20 protein-coding genes are annotated in these 21698 nt (G+C 65.8%); 11 read left to right on the top strand and 9 right to left on the bottom strand.

Annotated elements, in window-relative coordinates:
- Positions 1-123: 123 nt before the first annotated feature.
- The gene (locus RJ05_RS25515; protein ID WP_036541614.1) at positions 124-1812 is read left to right on the top strand and encodes a cutinase family protein; all 1689 of its coding nucleotides are present in this window, start codon (positions 124-126) and stop codon (positions 1810-1812) included.
- Positions 1813-1972: 160 nt separating this feature from the next.
- Entirely contained in the window at positions 1973-3370 is a 1398-nt protein-coding gene (locus tag RJ05_RS25510; protein WP_175587106.1) for a lipase family protein, read from the top strand.
- 39 nt (positions 3371-3409) lie between these two features.
- Here the strand turns inward: RJ05_RS25510 and RJ05_RS25505 are convergent, their stop codons facing one another.
- A complete protein-coding gene (locus RJ05_RS25505) occupies positions 3410-4399 on the bottom strand; it encodes a hypothetical protein (protein WP_138445522.1) in 990 nt (329 codons plus the stop codon).
- On the bottom strand, positions 4396-4962 hold the full coding sequence (locus RJ05_RS25500) for a KwaA family protein (protein ID WP_138445521.1): 567 nt from the start codon (positions 4960-4962) through the stop codon (positions 4396-4398). The genes RJ05_RS25505 and RJ05_RS25500 overlap by 4 nt, the downstream gene beginning before the upstream one ends.
- Before the next feature lie 80 nt (positions 4963-5042).
- On the opposite strand from RJ05_RS25500, the gene RJ05_RS25495 reads away from it, so the two are divergent.
- On the top strand, positions 5043-5498 hold the full coding sequence (locus tag RJ05_RS25495; RefSeq protein ID WP_036541607.1) for an SRPBCC family protein: 456 nt from the start codon (positions 5043-5045) through the stop codon (positions 5496-5498).
- A gap of 63 nt (positions 5499-5561) precedes the next feature.
- Positions 5562-6521 carry a DUF389 domain-containing protein gene (locus tag RJ05_RS25490; RefSeq protein ID WP_036541604.1) on the top strand — a complete coding sequence of 320 codons (960 nt, stop codon included), beginning with the start codon at positions 5562-5564 and terminating at the stop codon, positions 6519-6521.
- Between the two features lie 7 nt (positions 6522-6528).
- On the opposite strand, the gene RJ05_RS25485 is transcribed toward RJ05_RS25490, so the two are convergent.
- The 3 genes from RJ05_RS25485 to RJ05_RS25475 all read right to left on the bottom strand — a co-directional run bounded on the left by RJ05_RS25485 (position 6529) and on the right by RJ05_RS25475 (position 9146).
- Positions 6529-7131, bottom strand: a complete 603-nt coding sequence (locus RJ05_RS25485) for a hypothetical protein (protein ID WP_036541602.1) — start codon at positions 7129-7131, stop codon at positions 6529-6531.
- An 83-nt stretch (positions 7132-7214) separates the two neighbouring features.
- Positions 7215-8309, bottom strand: a complete 1095-nt coding sequence (locus RJ05_RS25480; RefSeq protein ID WP_036541599.1) for a DUF475 domain-containing protein — start codon at positions 8307-8309, stop codon at positions 7215-7217.
- 261 nt (positions 8310-8570) lie between these two features.
- A complete protein-coding gene (locus RJ05_RS25475; protein WP_036541597.1) occupies positions 8571-9146 on the bottom strand; it encodes a TerD family protein in 576 nt (191 codons plus the stop codon).
- Between the two features lie 304 nt (positions 9147-9450).
- Here RJ05_RS25475 and RJ05_RS25470 point away from each other — a divergent pair, with 304 nt between their 5' ends.
- Genes RJ05_RS25470 through RJ05_RS25455 form a run of 4 tightly spaced genes read left to right on the top strand, consistent with a single transcriptional unit; the run spans position 9451 to position 15339 of the window.
- Entirely contained in the window at positions 9451-10575 is a 1125-nt protein-coding gene (locus RJ05_RS25470; protein ID WP_036541594.1) for a coiled-coil domain-containing protein, read from the top strand.
- A 14-nt stretch (positions 10576-10589) separates the two neighbouring features.
- Positions 10590-11801, top strand: a complete 1212-nt coding sequence (locus RJ05_RS25465; protein WP_171048169.1) for an HpcH/HpaI aldolase/citrate lyase family protein — start codon at positions 10590-10592, stop codon at positions 11799-11801.
- A complete protein-coding gene (locus tag RJ05_RS30275) occupies positions 11798-14506 on the top strand; it encodes a phosphoribosyltransferase (protein ID WP_081597532.1) in 2709 nt (902 codons plus the stop codon). Before RJ05_RS25465 ends, RJ05_RS30275 begins: the two co-directional genes overlap by 4 nt.
- A 47-nt stretch (positions 14507-14553) precedes the next feature.
- A complete protein-coding gene (locus tag RJ05_RS25455; RefSeq protein WP_051016903.1) occupies positions 14554-15339 on the top strand; it encodes an HAD family hydrolase in 786 nt (261 codons plus the stop codon).
- A gap of 56 nt (positions 15340-15395) precedes the next feature.
- Here the strand turns inward: RJ05_RS25455 and RJ05_RS25450 are convergent, their stop codons facing one another.
- Together RJ05_RS25450 and RJ05_RS25445 are read right to left on the bottom strand one after the other, a co-directional pair.
- Complete coding sequence (locus RJ05_RS25450; RefSeq protein WP_036541589.1) at positions 15396-15605, bottom strand: DUF397 domain-containing protein; 210 nt, start codon at positions 15603-15605, stop codon at positions 15396-15398.
- Positions 15602-16486, bottom strand: coding sequence for a helix-turn-helix domain-containing protein (locus tag RJ05_RS25445; RefSeq protein ID WP_036541588.1), 885 nt, complete (start codon positions 16484-16486; stop codon positions 15602-15604). The genes RJ05_RS25450 and RJ05_RS25445 overlap by 4 nt, the downstream gene beginning before the upstream one ends.
- A gap of 254 nt (positions 16487-16740) precedes the next feature.
- Between RJ05_RS25445 and RJ05_RS30270 the strand changes: the two genes are divergently transcribed.
- The 3 genes from RJ05_RS30270 to RJ05_RS32955 are packed head-to-tail and all read left to right on the top strand — an operon-like array spanning position 16741 to position 18553.
- Positions 16741-17238, top strand: coding sequence for a DNA-directed RNA polymerase subunit beta (locus tag RJ05_RS30270; protein WP_081597534.1), 498 nt, complete (start codon positions 16741-16743; stop codon positions 17236-17238).
- 41 nt (positions 17239-17279) lie between these two features.
- Positions 17280-17945 carry a hypothetical protein gene (locus tag RJ05_RS32530; RefSeq protein ID WP_249040446.1) on the top strand — a complete coding sequence of 222 codons (666 nt, stop codon included), beginning with the start codon at positions 17280-17282 and terminating at the stop codon, positions 17943-17945.
- Entirely contained in the window at positions 17942-18553 is a 612-nt protein-coding gene (locus RJ05_RS32955; RefSeq protein WP_081597531.1) for a DUF3558 domain-containing protein, read from the top strand. Before RJ05_RS32530 ends, RJ05_RS32955 begins: the two co-directional genes overlap by 4 nt.
- A 37-nt stretch (positions 18554-18590) precedes the next feature.
- Here RJ05_RS32955 and RJ05_RS25435 read toward each other — a convergent pair whose 3' ends face one another.
- Complete coding sequence (locus tag RJ05_RS25435) at positions 18591-19670, bottom strand: hypothetical protein (RefSeq protein ID WP_036541583.1); 1080 nt, start codon at positions 19668-19670, stop codon at positions 18591-18593.
- Positions 19667-21698 (bottom strand): TPR repeat domain-containing protein (locus RJ05_RS31520; protein ID WP_036541581.1); only part of this gene is annotated, 2032 nt, incomplete at its 5' end. The genes RJ05_RS25435 and RJ05_RS31520, both read right to left, overlap by 4 nt.

Below are 21698 nucleotides of genomic sequence, written 5' to 3'. Positions count from 1 at the left end.
CCTTCGCCGCGTGACACCTCACCCGTAACACTCTGTGCCCGGCCCACGACCTCATACGTGACACATGGCCCGTCGGGGGGCCTGTCCTTCCACTTGTCGGTTACAGGAAACTGGGGTTCGGACATGGCTCTTCGTGAGTTCTTCGCGCGACATCGGTTGGCCTCGGCCGTTGCCGCGCCCGCGGTGCTCGGAGTGGCGGCGGCGGTGGCCGCGACGTTCGCGTTCACCGCCGCACCGGAAGAGGCGGATACGCAGTTGGTGGCCTCGGTCACCGAATGCCGCGACATGGTGACCATCTCGGTGGCCGGTCGCAATGACACTCCCCGCGAGGGGACGACGGCGATGCTGGTGGATGCCAACGGCAATCCGCTGCCCGCCGCGCTGTCGGGTGATCACAGCAGTGAATGGCTCGATCCGGTGGTCAACGCGCCACGAAACGACGTCGCGGAGGGCTCCTACGCCGCCGTCTACATCGCCTACCCGGCCAATATGGCCAGCTATGAAGACGCCGTGAACGCCGGTGTCGCCAATGCCAAGCAGGTGATGTCGGAGATCGCGGCGGCCTGCCCGGATACCAAGTTCTCCATCGTCGGCTACAGCGAGGGCGCCGATGTGGTGCGTCGCGTCGCGATGGAGGTCGGGCATCAGGAACCCGGCCAGGACGGTGGATACGGGATCGTCGATCCGGAGAACGTGCTCGGCGTGGTGATCCTCGCCGATCCGGGCCGCTCCACCGGCGACGGTCCGTTCCCCGGTGCGGAGGATCCGTACGCCAACCCGGACGGCTTCGACCAGAAGTATCAGAACGGGCAGAAGCCGGTACCCGGTTCGGGTGCGCTGCCCGGGACCAGCGGTGATTTCGGGTCGTTGAACGGCAAGATCGCCTCGTTCTGCTCCGACGGCGACCTCACCTGCTCGGCGCCGGAGAACATCTCGTTGCTGAACCTGGCGGTGAACGTCGGCAGGCAGTTGAATGTCGACGCCCTGGAACGTGAGGGCCTGACCCCGGCGACCGGCCAGGACGTCGCGGTGGTGCTCGGCCGGATCGCGATGACCGCGTTCGCCGATATCGCCTCCCAGCCGAACTGGATGGCCAGCGACGAAACCTTCCTCGAGGTGCTGCTGCGGGTTTCGGATCCGGCGTACAAGCCGGGCACGCCCGCTCCGCAGGAGCCGGGCCAGGCCGACGCGATCGCGGTGGAGCAGATGTCGCCGCTGGCGTACCTGCCGCTGAAGATCCTCAACGAGATCGTCGGGTTGATCGTGACCAACCAGAACACCATCCCGGTGATCCTGAGCGATCCGTACAAGCAGACCCTCGGCCCCAACCACACCGGTCATCACTTCGACTACTGGGATGACGCCGACCCCGGCAACGGTAAGCCGATGACGTCGGCCGAGTACGCGGCGGCCTGGATCACCCACCTGGCCAAGCAGGCGCAGGCCGGTCAGCAGGTGGACACGAACTCCAAGCCGACCGAAGCCGATCTGGCCGCGGCCTACGAGGCGGCGGAGTCGACCACCTCGGCGGCCCCGACGACCGAAGCGGCCGAGGGCACGACCACCACCGCGGCGCCGGCCACCACCACGACGGCGAAGCCGAAGGCCGAGGCCGATCCGTCGACCACGGCCCCGACGACGACGCCGAGCGAGGCGCCGACCACCACGCCGGAGGTCACTACCACCCCGCCTGCGCCGACCACGACTCAGGCGCCCGCGGAGACGACGGAATCCACCACCACGGCGCCGTCGTCCACCACCACGAAGGCGGAGGCCCCCACGACCGACGCCCGCGCGGAGGCGACCAACTGAGCGAATAGGCCGGTCGTACGGCGCGGATGCGAGGCGTCGGCCTGACGGCCGGATAACCGGTTATGCGAATCAGTAAGCCAGGCTCGCCTGGGAGCCTGCCCGCGAGCGCTGAGCCCGCGAAAACGGCTCCATAGACTGAAACACGTTCTACAGTGTGCCCATGCGAACAGCGGGGATCGGACGGTCGGAATCACTCGGACGGGGATGGCGGGCCAGGATCACCGCGCTCGCCGTCAGCATCACCACGACCTGTGCGGCTCTCGTCGCATTCGCCACTCCCGCGCCGGCGATTCCGAACACCACCGACGGCTTCTATCTACCGCCCGCGGGCTACGAATCGACCGCGCCAGGCACCATTCTGCGGACCAGGCCGATCGCCCCCGTATCACTGCAGCTGATCCCCATGCGGGTCCGCGCCTGGCAGCTGCTCTACCGGACCACCGATTCGCACGGCGACCCGTATGCCGCGGTGACCACGGTATTGATGGGCGAGCACGGCCGACCGCCGACCGCGATCCTGTCCTACGACAGCATGATCGACGCCATCGCCCCCAACTGCATGCCCTCGCAGGTCTTGCAGACCGGCGCGCCGTGGTTCGACTTCTCCGGTGCCGGCGGCCCGATCACCTTGTCCACCACCGCGAGTGAAGTCCCCATGATCGCGGCCGGACTGGCGCAGGGCTGGGCGGTGTCGGTTCCGGATCTGGGCGGGGTGGACAACCACTTCCTCACACCGAAGGAACCGGGGTATGTGGCGATCGATGGTGTGCGGGCGGCGCAGAACTTCGCCGACCTCGGGCTCGGGGCGCAGGCACCGGCGATGTTCTGGGGATACTCCGGCGGCGGCATCGCCACGGCGTGGGCGGCGCAGGTGCAACCGGACTACGCGCCGGAGATGAATGTCGCGGGGATGGCGATCGGTGCGCCGGTCGCGGATCTGCTCGCGGGCATCAGGAATGGCAACGGCACTCCGGTGGCGGGCCTGCCGCCGGTGGGTATCGCCGCCCTGCAACAGGATTCGCCGGAATTCACCGCGATGATGGATCAGGTGCTCACCGCCGAGGGCAAACGGCTGCTCGCCGGAGCCGCCGCGAGCTGCACCCCGCAGAACCTGGTGAGCTTCCCGTTCCTGGATTTCGGCAGCCTCTTGACGATGCCGCTGGAGCAGGTGCTGACCGCGCCGCTGACCCAACGCCTGATCGCCGAGCGAACCCTCGGTGCGACGGCGCCCACCGCGCCCGTCTACCTGTACAACGCCGTGGACGACGAGCTGAGCACGATCGCCTCCGCCGACCAGCTGGTCGACAAGTATTGCGCGGCAGGCACTCCGGTGACCTACCGGCGTGATGTCGTCCCGTCGGTGGTGTCGCCGCATGCGTTCGAATGGGGGCTCGGCGCACCGGCCGCCTTCGCCTGGTTGAAGGATCGGGCCGCCGGGCATCCGGTCGCCGGATGCGATATCCGGACCGGGACCACGCCGACTACACCCGATGCGATGAACTCCTTCGGCGCGGACTTCGTCGGCGGGATGCTGGCGGCAATCCTCGGGCATAGGTGAGGCGGGGCTCGGGACTCCTGCGTCTCGCGGACGGCACGCTCACTTCGGCCGCAGCCGCCGATACGCCGTCGCCACCCGCGAGGAATCGTCGAACGGCCCACGCCAGATCCGCTGATCGAGGATCTCGAGAAACGTCGGCACACCCTGATCGCTCAAGGAAATCCCCGAGTCGTCGATCCGGATGCCCTCGGGGAGTTCGGGATAGCGGTCGATCTCGGCTTGCAGCGACGTGGGCGTGATCTTCGGCAGGTAGTCGACGCCGCTGAGCCGTTTCAGCAGCTTGGCGTAGCTGGGCCGCTTGGCGCACACGGCGATGATGGTGTCTTTGACCTGCGCGGACAGCTCCAGGCCGAGCGCCTCGCTGATGTGGTCGACGAATTCCGGGGTGGCCTTGGTGAGCAGTTCGAGGTCGGTGAACAGACGCAGGAAGGTGTCGGGTTTGAGGATGGCGATCTCGTCGCCGGCGATGACGAGATCGAATTCCTCGGCGAAGGCGAAGACCGGGTCGCCGACGCGGTTCAGGCGTTCGCCGAAGGTGGCGAGGATGCGGTGCGCCGAGGCCACGCGCAGCCCGTGTTGCAACCGCACGAATGCCGTGCGCTGCCGATCGGGTCCGGCCGATTCGCAGATCAGGACGTAGAACAGGAAGGTGCCGTCGCGCATCTGCCGCGGTAGCACGGTGTTCAGCGTCGCCGAACGGGCGATGAGCCGGAGCAGCCCGGCGATCTGAGCGTCGGGTTCGCCGGCCGCGGCCCCCGGCTGGGCCCCATCGAGCCCGTCGAGGGAGAAGGTGAAGAACTCTTCGCCGTCGACGAGTGCTGCGATGGTGTCGTATTCGATCGGCGCCATGGCCCCGAGCCGTTCGAGGGTGGCCGCGGCGATCTCGCGCAACTCGATCCCGAGCGTGGCGGCGAACTCGATCCGCAATGCCTGCAAGCGTTTACGGCTGTCACGCCAGCCCAGCAGCAGGTCGAGCGGTTCGCCGCCGATATCGATGCCGGCCCAGTCCCGGCCGCCGCGCATGCTCATACCCGCTCCGTCATCACTCGGATTCCGGCGTGCTGGGCGACCGTGACGGTATCGCCGGGACGGGGTACCGAACGCACGACCACATAGGCCATGTCCCCGGTCGCGGTCTGTACCTTCACGATTCGGTGCAGCAGCAGATAGATCATCGGGTTGACCTGGATGAGGTCGGTGCGCACGTACACGATCAGCAGCACCAGCAGGAACAGGCCGTAGGCGAGCGCGTCGAGCCCGCCGGGTGTTTCGACGGTGAGGAACGGCAGCACATAGGAGACCAGGTAGCCGCCGGATTCGCTGCCGGTCTCGTGCACCCGCGCCACCGTGAGCGACGAGCGCGCCGACGAGCCGAGCAGATACAGCACCCAGATGGTGCAGACCGCGCCGAACCCCATGAGCGCGAGCGCGCCGAACGCCAGCCACGGGGTGGCGGCGAAGCGGGCGGCGAGGATCGCGAACAGCGGCGTATAGCTGGAGAAGAACAGCGGTGTACGCGCGACGATTTGCATCAGATCGTCGGCTGCGCGCCGAGGTGACGGGCCCGGCGCGGGATGGACCGCTGCTGTCATAGCGCCACTGTATTACCGGGTACCGACAAGATCGTCGCCGCTGGTGAGCCGGGCTGCGCAGGCTGTGCTTCGATCAGGACATGAGCTCAGAGACGCAAACAGTGGTCAGCGCCGAACGCGAGGTCGCGGCGCCCGCGGCGGTGGTGTTCGAGTTGATCGCCGATCCAGCGCAGCAACCGCGCTGGGACGGCAACGACAACCTGTCCGAGGCCCCGGCCGGCCAGCGGGTGCGCGCTGTCGGTGAGGTCTTCACGATGGTGATCACCAAGGGCGTCACCCGGCACAATCATGTGGTCGAGTTCGAGGAGGGCAGACTGATCGCGTGGCAGCCCTCCGAGCCCGATCGCGAACCACCCGGCCATCTGTGGCGCTGGGAAATCGAACCGCTGGACGAGCACCGTTCGCTGGTGCGCCACACCTACGACTGGTCGCGCCTGACCGACGAGAATCGGCTGCCGCGGGCCCTCGCCACCACCTCTGACAAGCTGGCCGCCTCCATCGAGCGTCTCGCCGAGCTCGCCGAGCGGCAGACATAGTCACCAGGACTCGCCACGCGGGTTCACCCGGCCCGATGCCGGCGAGTACGCAAGACTGAGCCCATGCTGCACGTGCGAGTAATGGCGCCCGCCGACAAGACCGACGCTGTGATCGAGATCCTCGAGGGCGACGACGCGGTCAGCGGGCTTGCGGTGATGCGCGGGGCCGCGCTGCGCCCGGCCGGGGATCTGGTGATCGCGCATATCGCCAGGGAAGCGGCCAACGAACTGGTGGATCGGCTGCGCGCGACCGGCGTGCACAAATGCGGGAGCATCGAGATCGAGCCGGTGCGGACCTGGCTGTCGCTGGCCGGTTTCGAGGCCGAGGTGCGTACCCCCGGTAGCAGCGCGGACGCGGTGGTCTGGGCCGACGTGGCGCAGCGCTCCTACGAGGAGACCGAACTCAACTGGACCTACCTGAGTTTCATGACCCTGGCGACCACGCTGGCCGCCATCGCCATCGTGGTCGACTCGCAGATCCTGGTGATCGGCGCGATGGTGCTCGGCCCGGAGTTCGGTGCGATCGCGGCGCTCGGGGTGGCGCTGGTGCGGCGCCGTTTCGTGCTGTTCGGGCTGGCGGTCCGGACCCTGATCCTCGGCTTCCTCACCGCGATCCTGCTGACGTTCCTGCTGGTACTCATCGCGCGCGGGCTCGGTTGGATCACCGCGGAGGATGTGGGAACAGGGCCGGAAACCGCATTCATCTACACCCCGGACAAATGGTCGTTCATCGTCGCCGTGATCGCCGCCGCGGCGGGCGTGCTGTCGCTGACCTCGGCGAAATCGGGCGGTCTGGTCGGTGTGTTCATCTCGGTGACGACCGTGCCCGCGGCCGGCAATATCGCGCTGGCCGCGGTGTTCGCGCACTGGGACGAGGTATGGGGCAGCACACTGCAATTGGCGCTGAACCTGTCCGGGATGGCGTTGGCCGGTTGGGGAACACTGGCTTTGCAGGATGCGCTGTGGTCGCGGGTCGCGGTGCGCAGGCCGAAGGCGCGGCTGTATCCGCGGCGCATGCTCTGAGCGCCGGTCAGGCGCGCGCGGAATCCATGTCCATGCCCCACCGGTAGGTCCGCATCAGCTCGTCCAGCGCGCCCGTCAGGTACCTGGCCTCGCGGTAGACGGTGATGCCCGCGCCCTGGTTCTGCAACAGTGCGATGGCGCAGGACCTGGTGTCGGCCACCGGTTCGTCCAGTGCCAGTTCGACATTCGAGCCGATGGTGGGCGCCAGGGTGAGCGTGCCCTTGGCGGCGGCCCAGTTCGGCGCCTGCGCGGACAGCGCGAAGATCAGGACCTGGCGAAACGCTTCGGGGCGGGCCAGATCCATATTGAAGCCCGCGCTGCCGGGGCGGGCGCCGTCGCGGTCGAGCAGGATGTGCGGCTCGAATTCGAGTGCGCCGGCGTCGGTGGCGGTGCGCAGCACGCCGGTGCGCCCGTCGGCGAGTTCGTAGAGGCAGCCGAGTTCGAGTTCGACCGGAGTGGATCTGCGGAACAGGCTCTTGGCGCGCGCGGCCCAGGTCAGCTCGACCCGCATGATGCCCTGCAGCTCGCCGGGCCTGGTGAGATTGATGCTCGGCGTGGCCTTGGACAGGGTGACTTTCCCGCCGCCGGCCCGCTGATCGTCGATCGCCATCGCCGCGATCCCCCCTCAGGAGATGAGAACGGCAGCGGCCACGCCAGGCCGCTGCCGTTCGAGTCTTCGGTTGCGTCCGCCGGTCAGCCTACCGGGGTCGGCTCCTTTTCGGCGGCCGCTTCCGGCTCACCCTCGCGCCGGTTGCGCATGATGCTGCTGATGAACGCCGCACCGATGAACGCGATACCGATGAAACCGGTGACGAGCTCGTTGACGTGCACGCCGATCGAGATCAGCAGGATCGCCGCCAGCGCGCCGATCGCCCAGTGCGCACCGTGCTCGAGGTACACGAACTCCGACAGGGTGCCCTTGCGCACCAGGTACACCGTGATCGACCGGACGAACATGGCGCCGATCAGGCCGAGGCCGAGCGCGATGATGATCGGGTCGGCGGTGATGGCGAACGCGCCGATGACGCCGTCGAAGGAGAACGAGGCGTCGAGCACCTCCAGGTACAGGAACAGGAAGAAACCGGCCTTACCGGTGGCCTTGGCGGCCTCCGACGGGCCCGCGTGCTCCTCGGCGTGGAACATCGAGCCGAGACCGTCGACCGCGATGTAGGTGATCATGCCGAGCAGGCCGGCCAGCAGCACCGTGGAGCGGACCTCTTCCTCGGCGAGGAACTCCGCGCACAGGATCAGGCCGAGGCCGGCGACGACCACCGACAGCATGTCCAGCTTGCCCGCCTTGGCCAGCGGCCGCTCCAGCCACGACAGCCAGGTGATCTCCCGCTCGGCGAAGATGAAGTTCAGGAACAGCAGCGCCAGGAACATGCCGCCGAACGCCGCGATCTGCGGATGGGCGTCGGTGAGCAACGTCTCGTAGCTCGGGTCGCCGTTGGGGAAGTAGGCGGCATCACCGGGCGGCGGGTTGAGCGCCAGGTCGAAGGCCTCGACCGGGTTCAGCCCGGCGGTGACCCACACGATGGCCAGCGGGAACACCAGGCGCATGCCGAACACGGCGATCAGGATGCCGACGGTCAGGAACATGCGCTGCCAGAACTCGCTCATCCGCTGCAGGATGGTCGCGTTGATGACGGCGTTGTCGAACGACAGGGACACCTCGAGGATGCCGAGGATCGCGCAGAGCACCAGCGCGGTGGGGCCACCGTAGAGCAGTGCCACTACCAGTGATACGACGGTGACCAGGAAGGATAGGCCGAATATGCGCAGGACCACGCGGGGACCTTTCGTGTGCGGCGCCGGAGTCGGTCGTCATCCGGGCATATGGGACGTCTGAAGCTGCTGCGTGCGATCGCCGACCCGGTGCGAGCGGCGCTCGACACGACCGTACCGGTCGACGGTGAACCCGACATTTCGGGCCGACGTCGAAAGCGACCGTCATCATTCAGCCTGGTCGCCGGACCATGAGATGTCCAGTCGGACCCAGCGGAAGGGGGCCCGGCGCCGGGCCCCCTTCCTGGTCGAGGGTGAGCTCGATCAGACGTTCACGCCGTAGTCGCGGGCGATGCCGGCCAGGCCGGAGGCGTAGCCCTGGCCGATGGCGCGGAACTTCCATTCGGCGCCGTTGCGGTACAGCTCACCGAACACCATGGCGGTCTCGGTGGAGGCGTCCTCGGACAGGTCGTAGCGGGCCAGCTCCTCGTTGTTGGAGCGGTCCACGACGCGGATGTAGGCGTTGCGCACCTGGCCGAACGACTGCTGACGGGTATCGGCGTCGTAGATCGAGACCGGGAAGAAGATGGACTCGATGGTGGGCGGGGTGTTGGCCAGATCGACGTTGATGACCTCGTCGTCGCCCTCGCCTTCACCGGTGGTGTTGTCGCCGATGTGCTCGATCGAGCCCTCGGGCGAACGCAGGTTGTTGAAGAAGACGAAGTGCTGGTCGGAGACCACCTTCTTGTCGGCTCCGGTCGCGATCGCGCTGGCGTCGAGGTCGAAGTCCGTGCCGGTGGTGGTACGAACGTCCCAGCCGAGGCCGACCGCGACAGCGGTCAGGTTAGGCGCCGCCTTGGTCAGCGAGACGTTGCCGCCCTTGGACAAACTGACACCCATGCGGGATTCCCTTTCGATAGTCGTCTGTGATTCCCAGCATGTCCGAATCGCCGGGTACGAGATACGACAGTAGTAGGTTTCGGCGATCTTGCGTATAAACCGATGCGGGTAGCCCGCATTCGCTCGCGCCGCGTGCGGCCTCTGGACGCCGGGCGCCCGGCCCAGGCCGTTGTCCCGGCCCCGCCCCGGCAAGATCTCCTACCATCGGGTCGTGGCAGGCCGCAGGCGTGGATGGTTCCGGTCATCCGGGAATACCGAGTGGATCGAGCAGGCTCGGCACTCGCTCGCGTCGGCGTTCCTGGACATGGACCGGCGCCAGAGCGTCGCCGAATCGGCCACCGCGGCCGCCGAGCAGATCTTTCCCGAACGCGGCCTGAACCGGCGCTGGGAACCGGTGCGGGCCCGCTGCTACGCCGCCGCCGATGCCTACCTGAAGCTCACCGAGCAGCTCGATCAGGCCGAGGCCGGCGGTGCGGCGGTGCCGCAGGGGCAGGTCAGAACCGAGGAGACGGTGCGCAGGCTGGCCGAGGCGGCGCGCGGGGTGGACGAGTACTACCGCGGCAATCAGGCGCAGCTCGAGGAGGCCGTCGCGGTCGTGGCGATGGTGCCGCGGCTGGCCGATCAGGTGACCGCGGCCGCCGCCCAGGTGCGGGGGCAGGCTGCCGAGTCCCCTTACGCGCACTACGGGTCGGTCCGGCGGACGAGCGCCGCGGTCGATGAGGCACTGATCACATTGCACGCGGCCCGTGAGAGCGCCGGGGTCGGTGCGGTGCGCGAGGCCGCCAACCGGCTGGACGCGGCGAGCAAAGAACTGGCAGATGCTTTGGCGCAGGCCCCATCTCGGGCCGCCGCGGCAGCGACCGCGATCGTCTCGGTGCGCACCCGGCTGGCGGCGGCGCGGACCAGGGCCGAAGGGGTGGGCGCGGTGTACTCCGCGCTACTGCGGGAGTTCAATGCTGCGAGTTCGGCGGATCTGTCTGACAATGAGCGAGACAGCCAGCGGGCCATAGCCGCCGCGGATGACGCCCTGAGCCGGGCCCGCGCGGCCGCGGCCGAGAACGACCCGGAGTTAGCACTTGAACTGACCACGACCGCGCGCGGCAATCTGGCCGAGGCCGAACAGCAGGTCGACGCCGTCACCAAACGGCTGACGCTGCTGCGTGAGGTGCGCGAGAATCCGCAAGACAAAGCCAAGGCCGTACGATTCCGGCTGCGGGACGCGCAGATGCTCGCGGTGGGCCGCGGGCTCGCCGCCGAGTGGGGATCTGTCCTCGACGCGCAGGCCGAACGGATCGACCGGATCACCGGTGCGCTGTCCGGGCGTCACCCCGACTATTGGGCGTACGTGACGGAGCTCGACGCCGTCGCGGATTTCATGGCGGGCGTAGTGGATCGCATGAGAAAACAGTCAGGACCACGACGAGAGTGAGGGGTGGGGAGACGATGACCGCAGGCATCGCCGTCAAGCAGGAAGTTTCCCTGCGCAAGCGCGTGCTGCTGCGCCATTTCCGGCAGCTGAACGGTCCCGACGCGAGAACGCTTTTCCATCGCCAGCCCGAGCCCATCGGCGGCCAGACCGACCGCGAACTGCTCGCCGTGGCGCTGGGCGCGACCCTGTACGCGCCCGCGACCAGGGCCGATCTCACCGCGACGATCTGCAAGCGGGCCGCGCGCGGGGTGTGCTCGATGGTCATCGACCTCGAAGACGCGGTGGCCGACCACGAGGTGGAATCGGCGAAGGCGCAGGCGGTGCGCACCCTCGACGAGCTGGCGGCCGGCGTCGACCCGAATCCGATGCTGTTTGTGCGGGTGCGCGACGCCGACACCATCATCGAGATCGCCGAGCAGCTCGGGCCGGGCGCCGAGGTGCTCACCGGCTTCGTGTTCCCGAAGTTCGATTCGGCCTCCGGGTCGAAATATCTTGCCGCGTTGGAGCATGCGCGCACCCTGCTGGACCGCCCGCTCTACGGCATGCCGGTACTGGAATCGAAGGCGCTGGTGCATCGGCAGACACGCGACGCCGAACTCACCGAGATCGCCGCGCTGCTGGCCGAGCACCGCGACAATGTGCTGGCCGTGCGGGTCGGCGCGACCGATATGTGCTCGACCTTCGGAATCCGGCGCGACCGCGATCTGACCATCTACGACGTGCGGGTGGTCGCCGATGTGATCGCCGATATCGTCAACTATCTGGGCCGCGCCGATGGCACCGGATTCGTGATCACCGGCCCGGTGTGGGAGTACTTCGCCGATCACGAGCGGATGTTCCGGCCGCTGCTGCGGACGGCGCCGTTCGAGGAATCCGATGCGGTGCCGTTCCGGCGCTACCTGGTCAGCCGGGATCTCGACGGTCTGTTACGCGAGATCACCCTCGACCGCGCCAACGGCATTCAGGGCAAGACGGTGATCCATCCGTCGCATGTGGCCGCGGTGCACGCGCTGTCGGTGGTGACCCATGAGGAGTACTCGGATGCGCTCGACATCTTGCAGGCCGATGTGGGCGGGGTGGCGGCTTCGGAGTACCGGAACAAGATGAACGAGATGCGTCCGCATCGCAGCTGGGCGCGGCAGACCTTGCTGCGCGCCAGGGTGTTCGGGGTGGCCAACAAAGGAGTGTCGTTCGTGGATCTGTTGACGGCGTTGGTCACGGTATGAGCGAGGAGTCGACGGCATCGCCGCAGCCTTCGGCCTGGGCGACACGGCATCTCGGGATCGAACTGCATCATGAAACGTCGTACCGGCATGGCACCGAGGGTGGTGTGCTGCCCGCCGAATTGCCGATCGACGCGCTGATCCAACCGGGTCTTCGGCGCAATCCGAAACGCGCACACCTGCTGGTGTCGACGGTGCTCGGCAAACATCTGCCCACCGATCCACGGGTGGTGCTCGACGCGGGCAATCGGCTCGGTGATCTGGTGCGTAGCGCGCTGGGTGAGCGGGACGCCGTGGTGCTCGGGTTCGCCGAAACCGCGACCGGCCTCGGTCACTGTGTGGCCGCCCGCATCGGCGCCACCTGCTACCTGCATTCCACCCGGCGCGAGGTTCCGTTGGCGCAGACCCTCACCGGATTCGAGGAGGGCCATTCCCACGCCACCTCCCACCTGCTGCAACCCGCGCCCGCCGACATCTTCGTCAACGATCTGCCGCTGGTGCTGGTGGACGACGAGATCTCCACCGGCGATACCGCGATGGACGCCGTGCGCGCACTGCATGCCTTTGCGCCACGTTCGCATTACGTGCTGGCCTCGCTGGTGGATATGCGCACCGAATCCGATCGCGCCCGATTCGAGGCGGCGGCACGCGAACTCGGTGCGCGCATCGATACCGTGTGTCTGGCCGCCGGCCGGACACAGCTGCCCGAAGATCTCATCGACGCGGTGCAGAGCCTGCCGGAACCGCGGCTCAATCCCGTCGCGCCGCAGCGGGGCTCGTTCCAGCGGTGCGAATTGCCCTGGCCCGCCCACGTTCCCGAGGGTGGACGGCACGGCATCCTGCACTCGGATACCGCGGCCTTCGAATCGGCGCTCACCGCCGCCGCTGCCGCCCTGCGCGCACGGCTGACCAGCGATTTCGCCGATCGCCCGGTGATCGTGCTCGGGCATGAGGAACTGATGTATCTGCCGCTGCGGCTGGCTGTCGCCCTGGCCGACTCCGGTATCCCGACCAGATATCAGACCACCACCCGCTCCCCGGCCTACGTGCTGGACGAGCCGGGTTACCCGCTGCGGCGCGGATTCCGTTTCACCGCACCGGAATCCGGCCAGGATCAACCGCGCTACCTCTACAACGCGCATTGGGCCGAGGATTTCATCGCCGAACTCGATGCCTGGACCGGCGATGTGTCCGAGGCCGAGACGGTGCGCGGTGAACCGGTGCTGGTGACCGTCGTGGATGCGCCCGCCGATACCGAGGAGTTGGTCGCTGCCGGCGGTCTGGTCGATGTGCTGACCGCATCCGGTGCGGATGTGCTGGTCGCGGTGCTGCCCGGGGCCGACCCCCGCCTGTTGCAGGCGGGGCGGACCGATGCCGGCGCCTACCCGGCCGATTCCGGGCACGAGGAGAATAGGCAGGCAGGCCCGCCTGCCGGCCTGGTCGCGAAGGGAGTAGGTGCGATGTCATCCGCAGCCGACGCGCTCGCCGACGGCGACCGGCTGCCGGTGACCGGCTCGGCCGTCACCCAACCGGCGCAGGTCGGTGTCGCCGTCGATGCGCGGCCGGGTGCCGGGGTGGCCGGCAGCGAGCCGCTGTACGGACCGGAGTTCGGTTCCTATGCCCGCGACGACGTCGCCTGGCTGCTGAAGGACCTCTCCGACGTCGACCTCGAGGCCGACGTCACCGAGCGCGAACAGCGCATTCAGGCCGGAATCGCGCACTACGCGGAATCGCTGCCGATCGAATACCAGCCCGACGCCCAGTACCGCGAGCTGTTCGACCAGGTGCTCGCCGACAGCGCCGAGCGTTTGGCCCTCGCCGTCGGCACCGTGGCGGAACTGGTTGTCGCCGAACGCGGTACCGATATCGTGCTGGTTTCGCTCGCGCGTGCGGGGACGCCGGTCGGGGTGCTCATGCGGCGCTGGCTGCGCGACGGGCGCGGGCCTGGAATGCCGAGCCTGGATATCCCGCATTACGCGGTGTCGATCGTGCGTGATCGCGGTATCGACGCGGTGGCCCTGGATTATCTGGCGGCTCATCATGATCCGGCCTCGATCGTCTTCGTCGACGGCTGGACCGGCAAGGGCGCCATCACCCGCGAATTGTCGGAGGCCCTGGACGCCTACCACGCGGCGGGCGGCGCCCGGTTCAACGACGACCTCGCGGTCCTCGCCGACCCCGGCCACTGCGTGCGCACCTACGGCACCCGCGACGACTTCCTCATCGCCTCGGCTTGCCTGAATTCGACCGTCTCCGGGCTGGTGTCACGCACCGTCCTCAACGACGAGCTGATCGGGCCCGGCGACTTCCACGGCGCGAAGTTCTACCGCGAACTCGCCGCCGACGACGTCTCCGGACGCCTCATCGACACCGTCACCGCCGCCTTCGACGCGGTGCACGAACGCGTGCCCGCTTCGGTCGAGGCCATCCGCGCCGGCGACCGCACCCCCACCTGGGCCGGCTGGGCCTCGGTGGAGCAGGTGCGCGCCGAATACGGGGTGTCCAGCGTGAATTTCGTGAAACCCGGGGTCGGCGAGACCACCCGGGTGTTGTTGCGCCGGATGCCGTGGCGCGTGCTGGTGCGGGAACCCGACGCTCCCGAGCACGCCCATATCCGCCTGCTCGCCGCGGCCCGCGGTGTACCGGTCGAGGTCGTCGACGACCTGGCCTATTCGTGTATGGGACTGATCAAGGATGTGCAGCAGTGATTCCGCTACGAAGACAGGTGCTGGTCGCCACCGACCTGGACCGGACCATGATCTACTCCCGCAACGCGTTCAGCACCGACGATGAACTCGCGACCGTCTGCGTCGAACATCTGGAGGGCGCGCCGCTGTCGTATATGACGACCATCGCGGCCACCCGGATGCGCACCCTCACCCGTCCCGCCGCCGTCGTCCCCACCACCACCCGCACCATCAAACAGTTCGGCCGCATCCAATTGCCCGGCGCCCCATGGCGTTACGCGATCACCAGCAATGGCGGCAATATCCTCGTCGACGGCGTCCCCGATATGCGCTGGCGCATCGACATCGACGCCGAAGTCCGCGCGAGCGGCGCCACCCTCTCCGAGATCAGCGCCGAACTGCGCTCCCGCATCGACGAGAGCTGGGCGCCGAAATTCCGCGTCGCCGACCACCTGTTCTGCTACCTCGTGGTGAAACCGAAGGCCGTGCCGGACGGCTTCCTCGCCGAATGGGACGCCTGGTGCCGCCCGCGCGGCTGGTCGGCCTCCCAGCAGGGCCGCAAGATCTACACCATGCCGCTGGCGGTCTGCAAGAGCCGCGCCGTCGCCGAAGTGCGCCGCCGCCTCATCGAATCCGGCGAACTCACCGACACCGCCCTCACCCTCGCCGCCGGTGACGGAGCCCTCGACGCCGAAATGCTGCGCGCCGCCGACTCCGCCATCCGCCCCCGCCACGGCGAACTGGAACTGCTCAACTGGACCCACCCCAACCTCACCGTCACCGAATCCAGCGGAATCATGGCCGGCGAGGAGATTCTCGATTGGTTCATCGACGCGGCGCCGGCGGCGGCCTGAGGTTCCCGCCGGATGCCGAGTTCTCGGAGAAATTCTCGCAGTCTGTGACGGTGAGTTCAGCTGGCGTTGTCGAACTGGCCGCGCGCGATGCCAGCTGTGAACGCGTCCCACTGGCCGGGAGTGAAGATGAGAACCGGGCCCGTGGGGTTCTTGGAATCGCGGACCCCGACCTGCCCGCCTGGCAGATGGGCGGCCTCGACGCACGCCTTGTCACCTCCACTACGGCTGCTCTTGAACCACTTTGCGCCCGACAGTTCGTCTGTCATGTTGAGTACTCCTTAGCCACCCGCCGCAGCAGGGCCTTGCTCTCGGCATCATCCAGCGCCGCTTGCTGGAAGGTCCGGTACGCCTCAGCATACCGCTGGACAGTCGTAGGCTTTTCGAGGTAGAGGTCGCCGGTGAAGCTCTCGACGTAGACCACGGTCGGTTCCTTGACCTGTGTCAACCCGTCGCTTCTTGGGTGGAGAACAACGAAAGGACCGACAGCCACACCCATCGGAAAACCTGCCGAGAAGGGCAGGACACGAATGGTGACGTTGGGCAATCCGGCAAGGTCGGCGAGGTGACGGAGCTGCGCTGCCATCACCTTCCTGCTACCGACCAGCCCCCGCAACGCGGACTCTCGAAGCAGGATGTCGACCTTGACCGGCTTGGTCTTGCGAGTGATCATCGCCTGCCTCTTCATCCGCAGACGGACTCGTCTTTCGTGTTCGACCGGACTGTCATCGGGATAGACCGAGCGGATGAGCGTGCCCGCATACGCGGGAGTCTGAACGATCCCTGGGACAAGCTCGGGCTCGTACCACGTCAGCGCTCGGGCACTGGACTCGAGATCCACGAACACGTCGAAGTGCTCGGGGATGAGATCACCGAACTCATGCCACCAGCTCTTGTCATTTGCCTGTAGCGCGAGCCCACGCAGGACCTCGGTGAATTCCTCTGTGAACTCGTAGATTCTGCACAGCGCCTCGACATCGACGACTCGGATGCGCTCGGTCTTACCCACCTCCAGCCGATGCACCGTGCTGACGCTCCACTGCATCAGCTTGCCCACTTCAGCCAAGGTCATCCCAGCAGCCTCCCGGCCGCGCCGCAGATGTTTGCCCAGTTGTCGTCGGGGCAGGGTCGATCCACCACTCTCAGCCATACGGGTCACTCCAGTTCGAAGGGGTCGGCGTTTCATTTCATCGGACCAACACCGAGCAAGATGAAAAACACCCTGGTGATTCGCGTGAAATTTCATCGTGACCTAGTTCAGCGTTCTAGTCCAGTGTTGTCCTAGGTGTGCGCCCGGTCGGGAGTTGCCGCCGCGAACCCCTTCGCTACTCCCTCCCCGGTGGCCCCTTGCTCTACACCGGGACCGGGCGCACCCCAAACTACGCGACCACCAAAGGTGCTGCGATGGAGAATGTTCCGCTTGGCGATACTCCCTATACGCGCTGCGTCTACTACCGGCGGGTCTGCGGCCTGCCCGCGAGCATCGATCCGCCCGAACTGGGGCGCATCGTCATGCGAGCAGATCTGGTATGGGCGTTGATGATGCCTGCCGGCCTCGGCGCGCTGGTGAAGTGCGACCTCCAGCGCCGTCGAGGGAGGGAGGGCGGCGTTGGGCCGATCATGTCGCACCTTCGATCCAACCGTTGGACATTCCTGATCCGGCCTGACTTGCCTGATGAGACTCCACTTTTCGCCGAAATGTTTCGGCTCAACGTCTCCGTTGTCCGCATCGGAGCCACGATTGCGCTTCCGAGTCCTGCGGACGAAGGTGCACAATTCAGGCGGTGGGTCGAGCTACCCCGCTGTACCTACCGCCCGTCCGGCCTTGCTGTCGTCGACTCGGTCCGTGCCTGTACGGGTGGCCTATGGACCCGTCCACAAGCATCCAGGGGTCTGCGGTGACCGCCCACCCGTCTCCGCGTCCTGGCGAACCGGATCTCCATGTGACCTTCCAGCTCCACGGGATCCGATTCGATTTCGCTGCTTGCCTCACTGCGGCGCTGAACTTCATCGCCGACTGGACACGCCATCACCTAGAGCCGATCACGGTAGGCAGTGTCGCGACCTCCGGACTCACCCGGCTTCCAGGCGAATGCCTATACCTCGATCCGCGTCCCGCCCCGGTGCGCGAAGACACCTCAGTCGACCGATGGCATACTGCCAACGGAAGGTCAGCACCCAGCACGCTGACCGGGCCGACGGCCGGGATCGACCAAGGGGGCAGAACGATGGAAGCGGACTACGGGCGATCGGAGGTGGCGGCGTTCAAACAAGCCGCATCCGCCGGTGAAATCAAGTTCGATCCAGAGGTGGTCACCGATGTGGTCAAGTATTACGACCACCTGATCAGCACCTTGCAAGATCAGCTTGCGCAGATCGCCGAGGTCAGAGACTTCAGCGGAATGGGTGGTTTCGCTTCAGGTCAGCAACTGGCCGCCGGGTTTTCCAACAAGGCAGTCCAGTTCCAGGATGTGCTCGTACAGTTCATCGAGGGTGCCATGTGCATGCAAGAAGCATTTCTAATTGCTGGGGGACGTCTGGAAGAGGCCGACCAAAAGAATGCGGCTGCTGTTCAAGCGGCCGCCCTGCTGAGTGGGGGCGAGCGATGACCAGACGAGCCCGTCGTGCGCTGTTCACTGCCCTGGCCAGCGGCCTCGTGGTCACCGGTTGCGGTGAAGCTGGTGACGAGCAAGGTACTGACTCGGCATCAGCTACTGCAGCTGTTACAATTCGGCCGCAAATCGCGGTTTCTGTTCCACCGCCTGAGGTTCGCCCGAATAACAACCGCCCTCCGGTCGATTTCGATCCATGCACTCAGATAGGTGACGATACAATCACAGAGATCGGTTTCGACCCTAACACACGCGAAAGAAGTGACTGGGTTGCAGACACATACACTTACTACGGCTGCCGATTCAAACAATTAGAGTCAGGGAAAGTCACGTGGCGCTTGCGAATCAGTGGCACCAACATCGAATTTACCGAGTATCAGGATAAGTATCGGGACACACGATCGGATATCACAGTCTCCGACCGGAGGGCGATGACCTACAACCTCCCCGGCGGCACCTCGGATACATGCTTCCTTGCGATGGATTCCGCGGTCGGTGTCATTGGCCTTCAGCTGAGCTACAGTATCGGCTACACATCGGGCGACCCCTGCAGGAGAGTTGCGGAGATAGCGAGGGTCGTGCAGGACAGCCTGCCGACCGGGTAATTGCCTCGACCGCGCCATGCCTCAATGACGACTCGGCTCATTCGCTGTTCATGACAGCCGTTCTGCTCTCGCGTGCGTCGGATGCGAAATTGGTGATAATTGAGCTCACTAGGTTGTCGCGATAGTTTCTGACGAAGTTTATCACGTCGCTGTCGACCGCCTTGAGGTTACGCTCCGTGTCGTCGAATAGGGATTCAATACTTCTCAACTGCCCGCCGCTATCGAACAAATAGTCGTATTGATGGTCATGTTGCAGTACGCCATCGCGACGCTGGAGTGCTGAAGCGAAATCATAGTGAGGCTGAAGGAATCCGGCCAATCGATCATTGTCGATATATTGCGCCGGACCATCATCGGAATTCGACTGCCCCCTCGCGGCGGCATCCTGGGCGCGGTCGTCCAGCTCGATATCGACTGATCGATTCAAGAGGCCGGCGATAGTTCCATAGGCCGCGGGCAGTGCTGGGTCGGGATTACCGGACAGCGCACCATTCAGGTATAGGTCGGTGATCTCGGAGGCGAGTGCGTACGCCTCTGCCGCGAAGTGCTCGGCCGCCTTCGGGTCGCTGACTACAACGGCGATGAGCCTCTTTGTGCTGCTTCGTGTCGGATTGTCGCTGTCCAGGCCCGAGAATCCGGGCGAAGCGAATCGGTCGCCGAGCCCTGCGAAAGATCCCACGTACGGGGCCATGGCCTTGGAGATCGTCTGGACGGCCTCGGGTTTGGTCTCTCCGAGTGACCGAGTATGGGGCCCATCGACGTTCAGTAATTCCGTCGAGTGATCGGCCACGTAGCGGGCGAGGACGGATGCGGCTTCGCCGGCGCGTATCGCGGACGAGCTATCCGCAGACTCGGCGTCGCGACCGATCCAGCCGAACGCGGCGTTGACAGCTCCTCCGTCGTTCGTGCGCAGCACGTGACCAAGCACGTCATCGGTGGTTACCCCCGTCGGCAACCCGCGCCCGACAAGGACGGCATGGACCCGATCAGTATCACCCGACTCAGCAGCAGCAACGATCTCATCGACAACCTGCTGGGCAGGCTCTACATCATCCGCGCACGCGCTGGCTGCGCACACCAATGCGGCACACGTAGCCGCATAGAAGGTGCGCTTCACCTGACTGACTCCCTTCCGGCTTCGAGTCGGTCGTCGAGGTCTTGTAAGTGATTTGTCAGAATGCCGCCCTGATACCCGTTCAGAATGTTCGTGAGATAGCTGTCCAGAGACTTCTCGTTGATCCGCTGACCGTCCACAAGGGTCGTGTACTCCTTGAGCTGGCCGTTCGCGTCGAACAACTCATCATATCGGGGGTCATGTGGTAGAGATCCCTGGGTCGACTGGATAATATGGGCAATTTGATAATTCCGTGCGGCAGGCTCGTAGGTCGTGTGTGCATCAAAGTTCGGTGAGGCGGGGTCGGGGGGATAGTACAGGCCGACGATCGCATTTTTCGCCCAGGGGTTCCCCATATCGATCACGGGACCGGCGACCGAGCCGACAACTGGAATGTATTTGACCCCGGACGAGACGAGTGCCTTGACAGAGTCGTATGCAGCGGACTTGTCGGCGAGTGCCCGCGTCATGTCACCGGCCGTGTCTCCTGTGCGATCGGTCGACTCCTTGATGAGTCCGGCATCGACGAGCCCCTGGATCACGCCGGCCGTTGACGCGAATTCTGCCTTCGGATTTTCTGGGTCAGCAAGTACGGATTTAACCCACTCGCCCTGGAGTTCTTGCGCAGCTATCAGGGCTTGCGCATTGAATTCGGCGGCAGCATCCTTATCGGTATCGATCAGTGCGAAGAGTTTTTGAGCATTGGATCGCGCGCTATCGGTGTACGGGTCTGGAGCCGTGAAGCCGTTGGACAACGTTTGCGGGTTATCCGGCAGCCCGGCGAGTTCGGGGATATACGGCTTCAGTGCCGACGAGAAGCCCTGGACAAGCTCTGGATTGACCACGCCGATCGATTCGGTACGGGCTCCGTGCAGGTTCATCAGCGTGTCGTAGTTCTTGACCAGGTGGTCTGAGACCGCTGTCGCCGCTTCTCCCGCGCGCACCGAGACTTGTCCATCGGACGAGGTCGCGTCGGTTTCGATCCAACGGAAAAGATTACCGGCTGCGGCGCCGTTGTCCTCCCACTCGTGCTTGACAATAGTGGAGAGGAAGTTGTCGCGGTCGAACCCATCGAAGCTCTGACCGGGCGTCCCCTTCCCGAACAGTTCATCGGAGCCATTACCGGTGATCAGCGCATAGTTGGCTTCATTACTGCGTGTGCCCGCGCCCAGGAGATCTTGGATGGTTGCGTCATCAGCCAATCCAGGCAAACGATCCTCGCCGCCCCCCGCGATGGCCGCGTCCGCGAGCGAGACCTGATGTGCGGCCTGTCGAGACAACTCGACTCCGAATCGCTCGCCCGGCTCATAGCCTTCGCCTGCGCTGTTGACCAGATCTGCGAAGCTGGACATATCGCGTGAATACCGCCCGACATCGTCGGACTGGAACAGGCCACCCCGGTAGTCGTCAGGCAATTCACGTGTGTTGGAATCCGGCAACCCGGGGATTGCCTCAGGCCGCGTACCGATTAGCTCGCGCACTTCAGGATGTAGCTTCTCCCAAGCGCCACGATCAACTGTCTTGCCGACCTTGTCCTTGACGACCACATCCTGATTCGAAACGGTCATGAGCCCATTGGCCAGGCCCTGCCGGAGCTGTTGCGACTCGGGTGACCCGTTCGACTTCAACTGCTCGGAGATCGTCAGCAGGCCGTCACGTCCTGCCTTGTCGTACAGGTTTGTCAGGTACTCCATGGTTGATGCCGGTACTGTCGCCTCGCCCCCGTTTGCGAGCGCTTCCAGCTGCTCGGGGGTGAGGTTGGCCTGCGACAGCCGTGCGGCGATTCGAGCCGCTTCATCATCGGAAAGCTTACCGTCAGACAGGTTTTCACCATCTTCACGACCCAATGCTCCGGTCAGGTCACGCTGGCTGGTCCACCCCGCGGGTCCGTCGACAAAGATGGCCTGAGCGAGCTGATCACCGCGAGCCCGGACTTCGGTGTTGTTCGTGTTGATGCTATTTACGACTTCGGTAATGGCGTTATTGAAGCTGTTGTAGGCGGCAGTGATCGCATCCTGGTGGCCGAAAGCG

This window comes from Nocardia cyriacigeorgica NBRC 100375 (assembly GCF_000308555.1).
Taxonomy (GTDB): domain Bacteria; phylum Actinomycetota; class Actinomycetes; order Mycobacteriales; family Mycobacteriaceae; genus Nocardia; species Nocardia cyriacigeorgica.
This window is presented reverse-complemented; position numbering and strand designations above follow the sequence as displayed.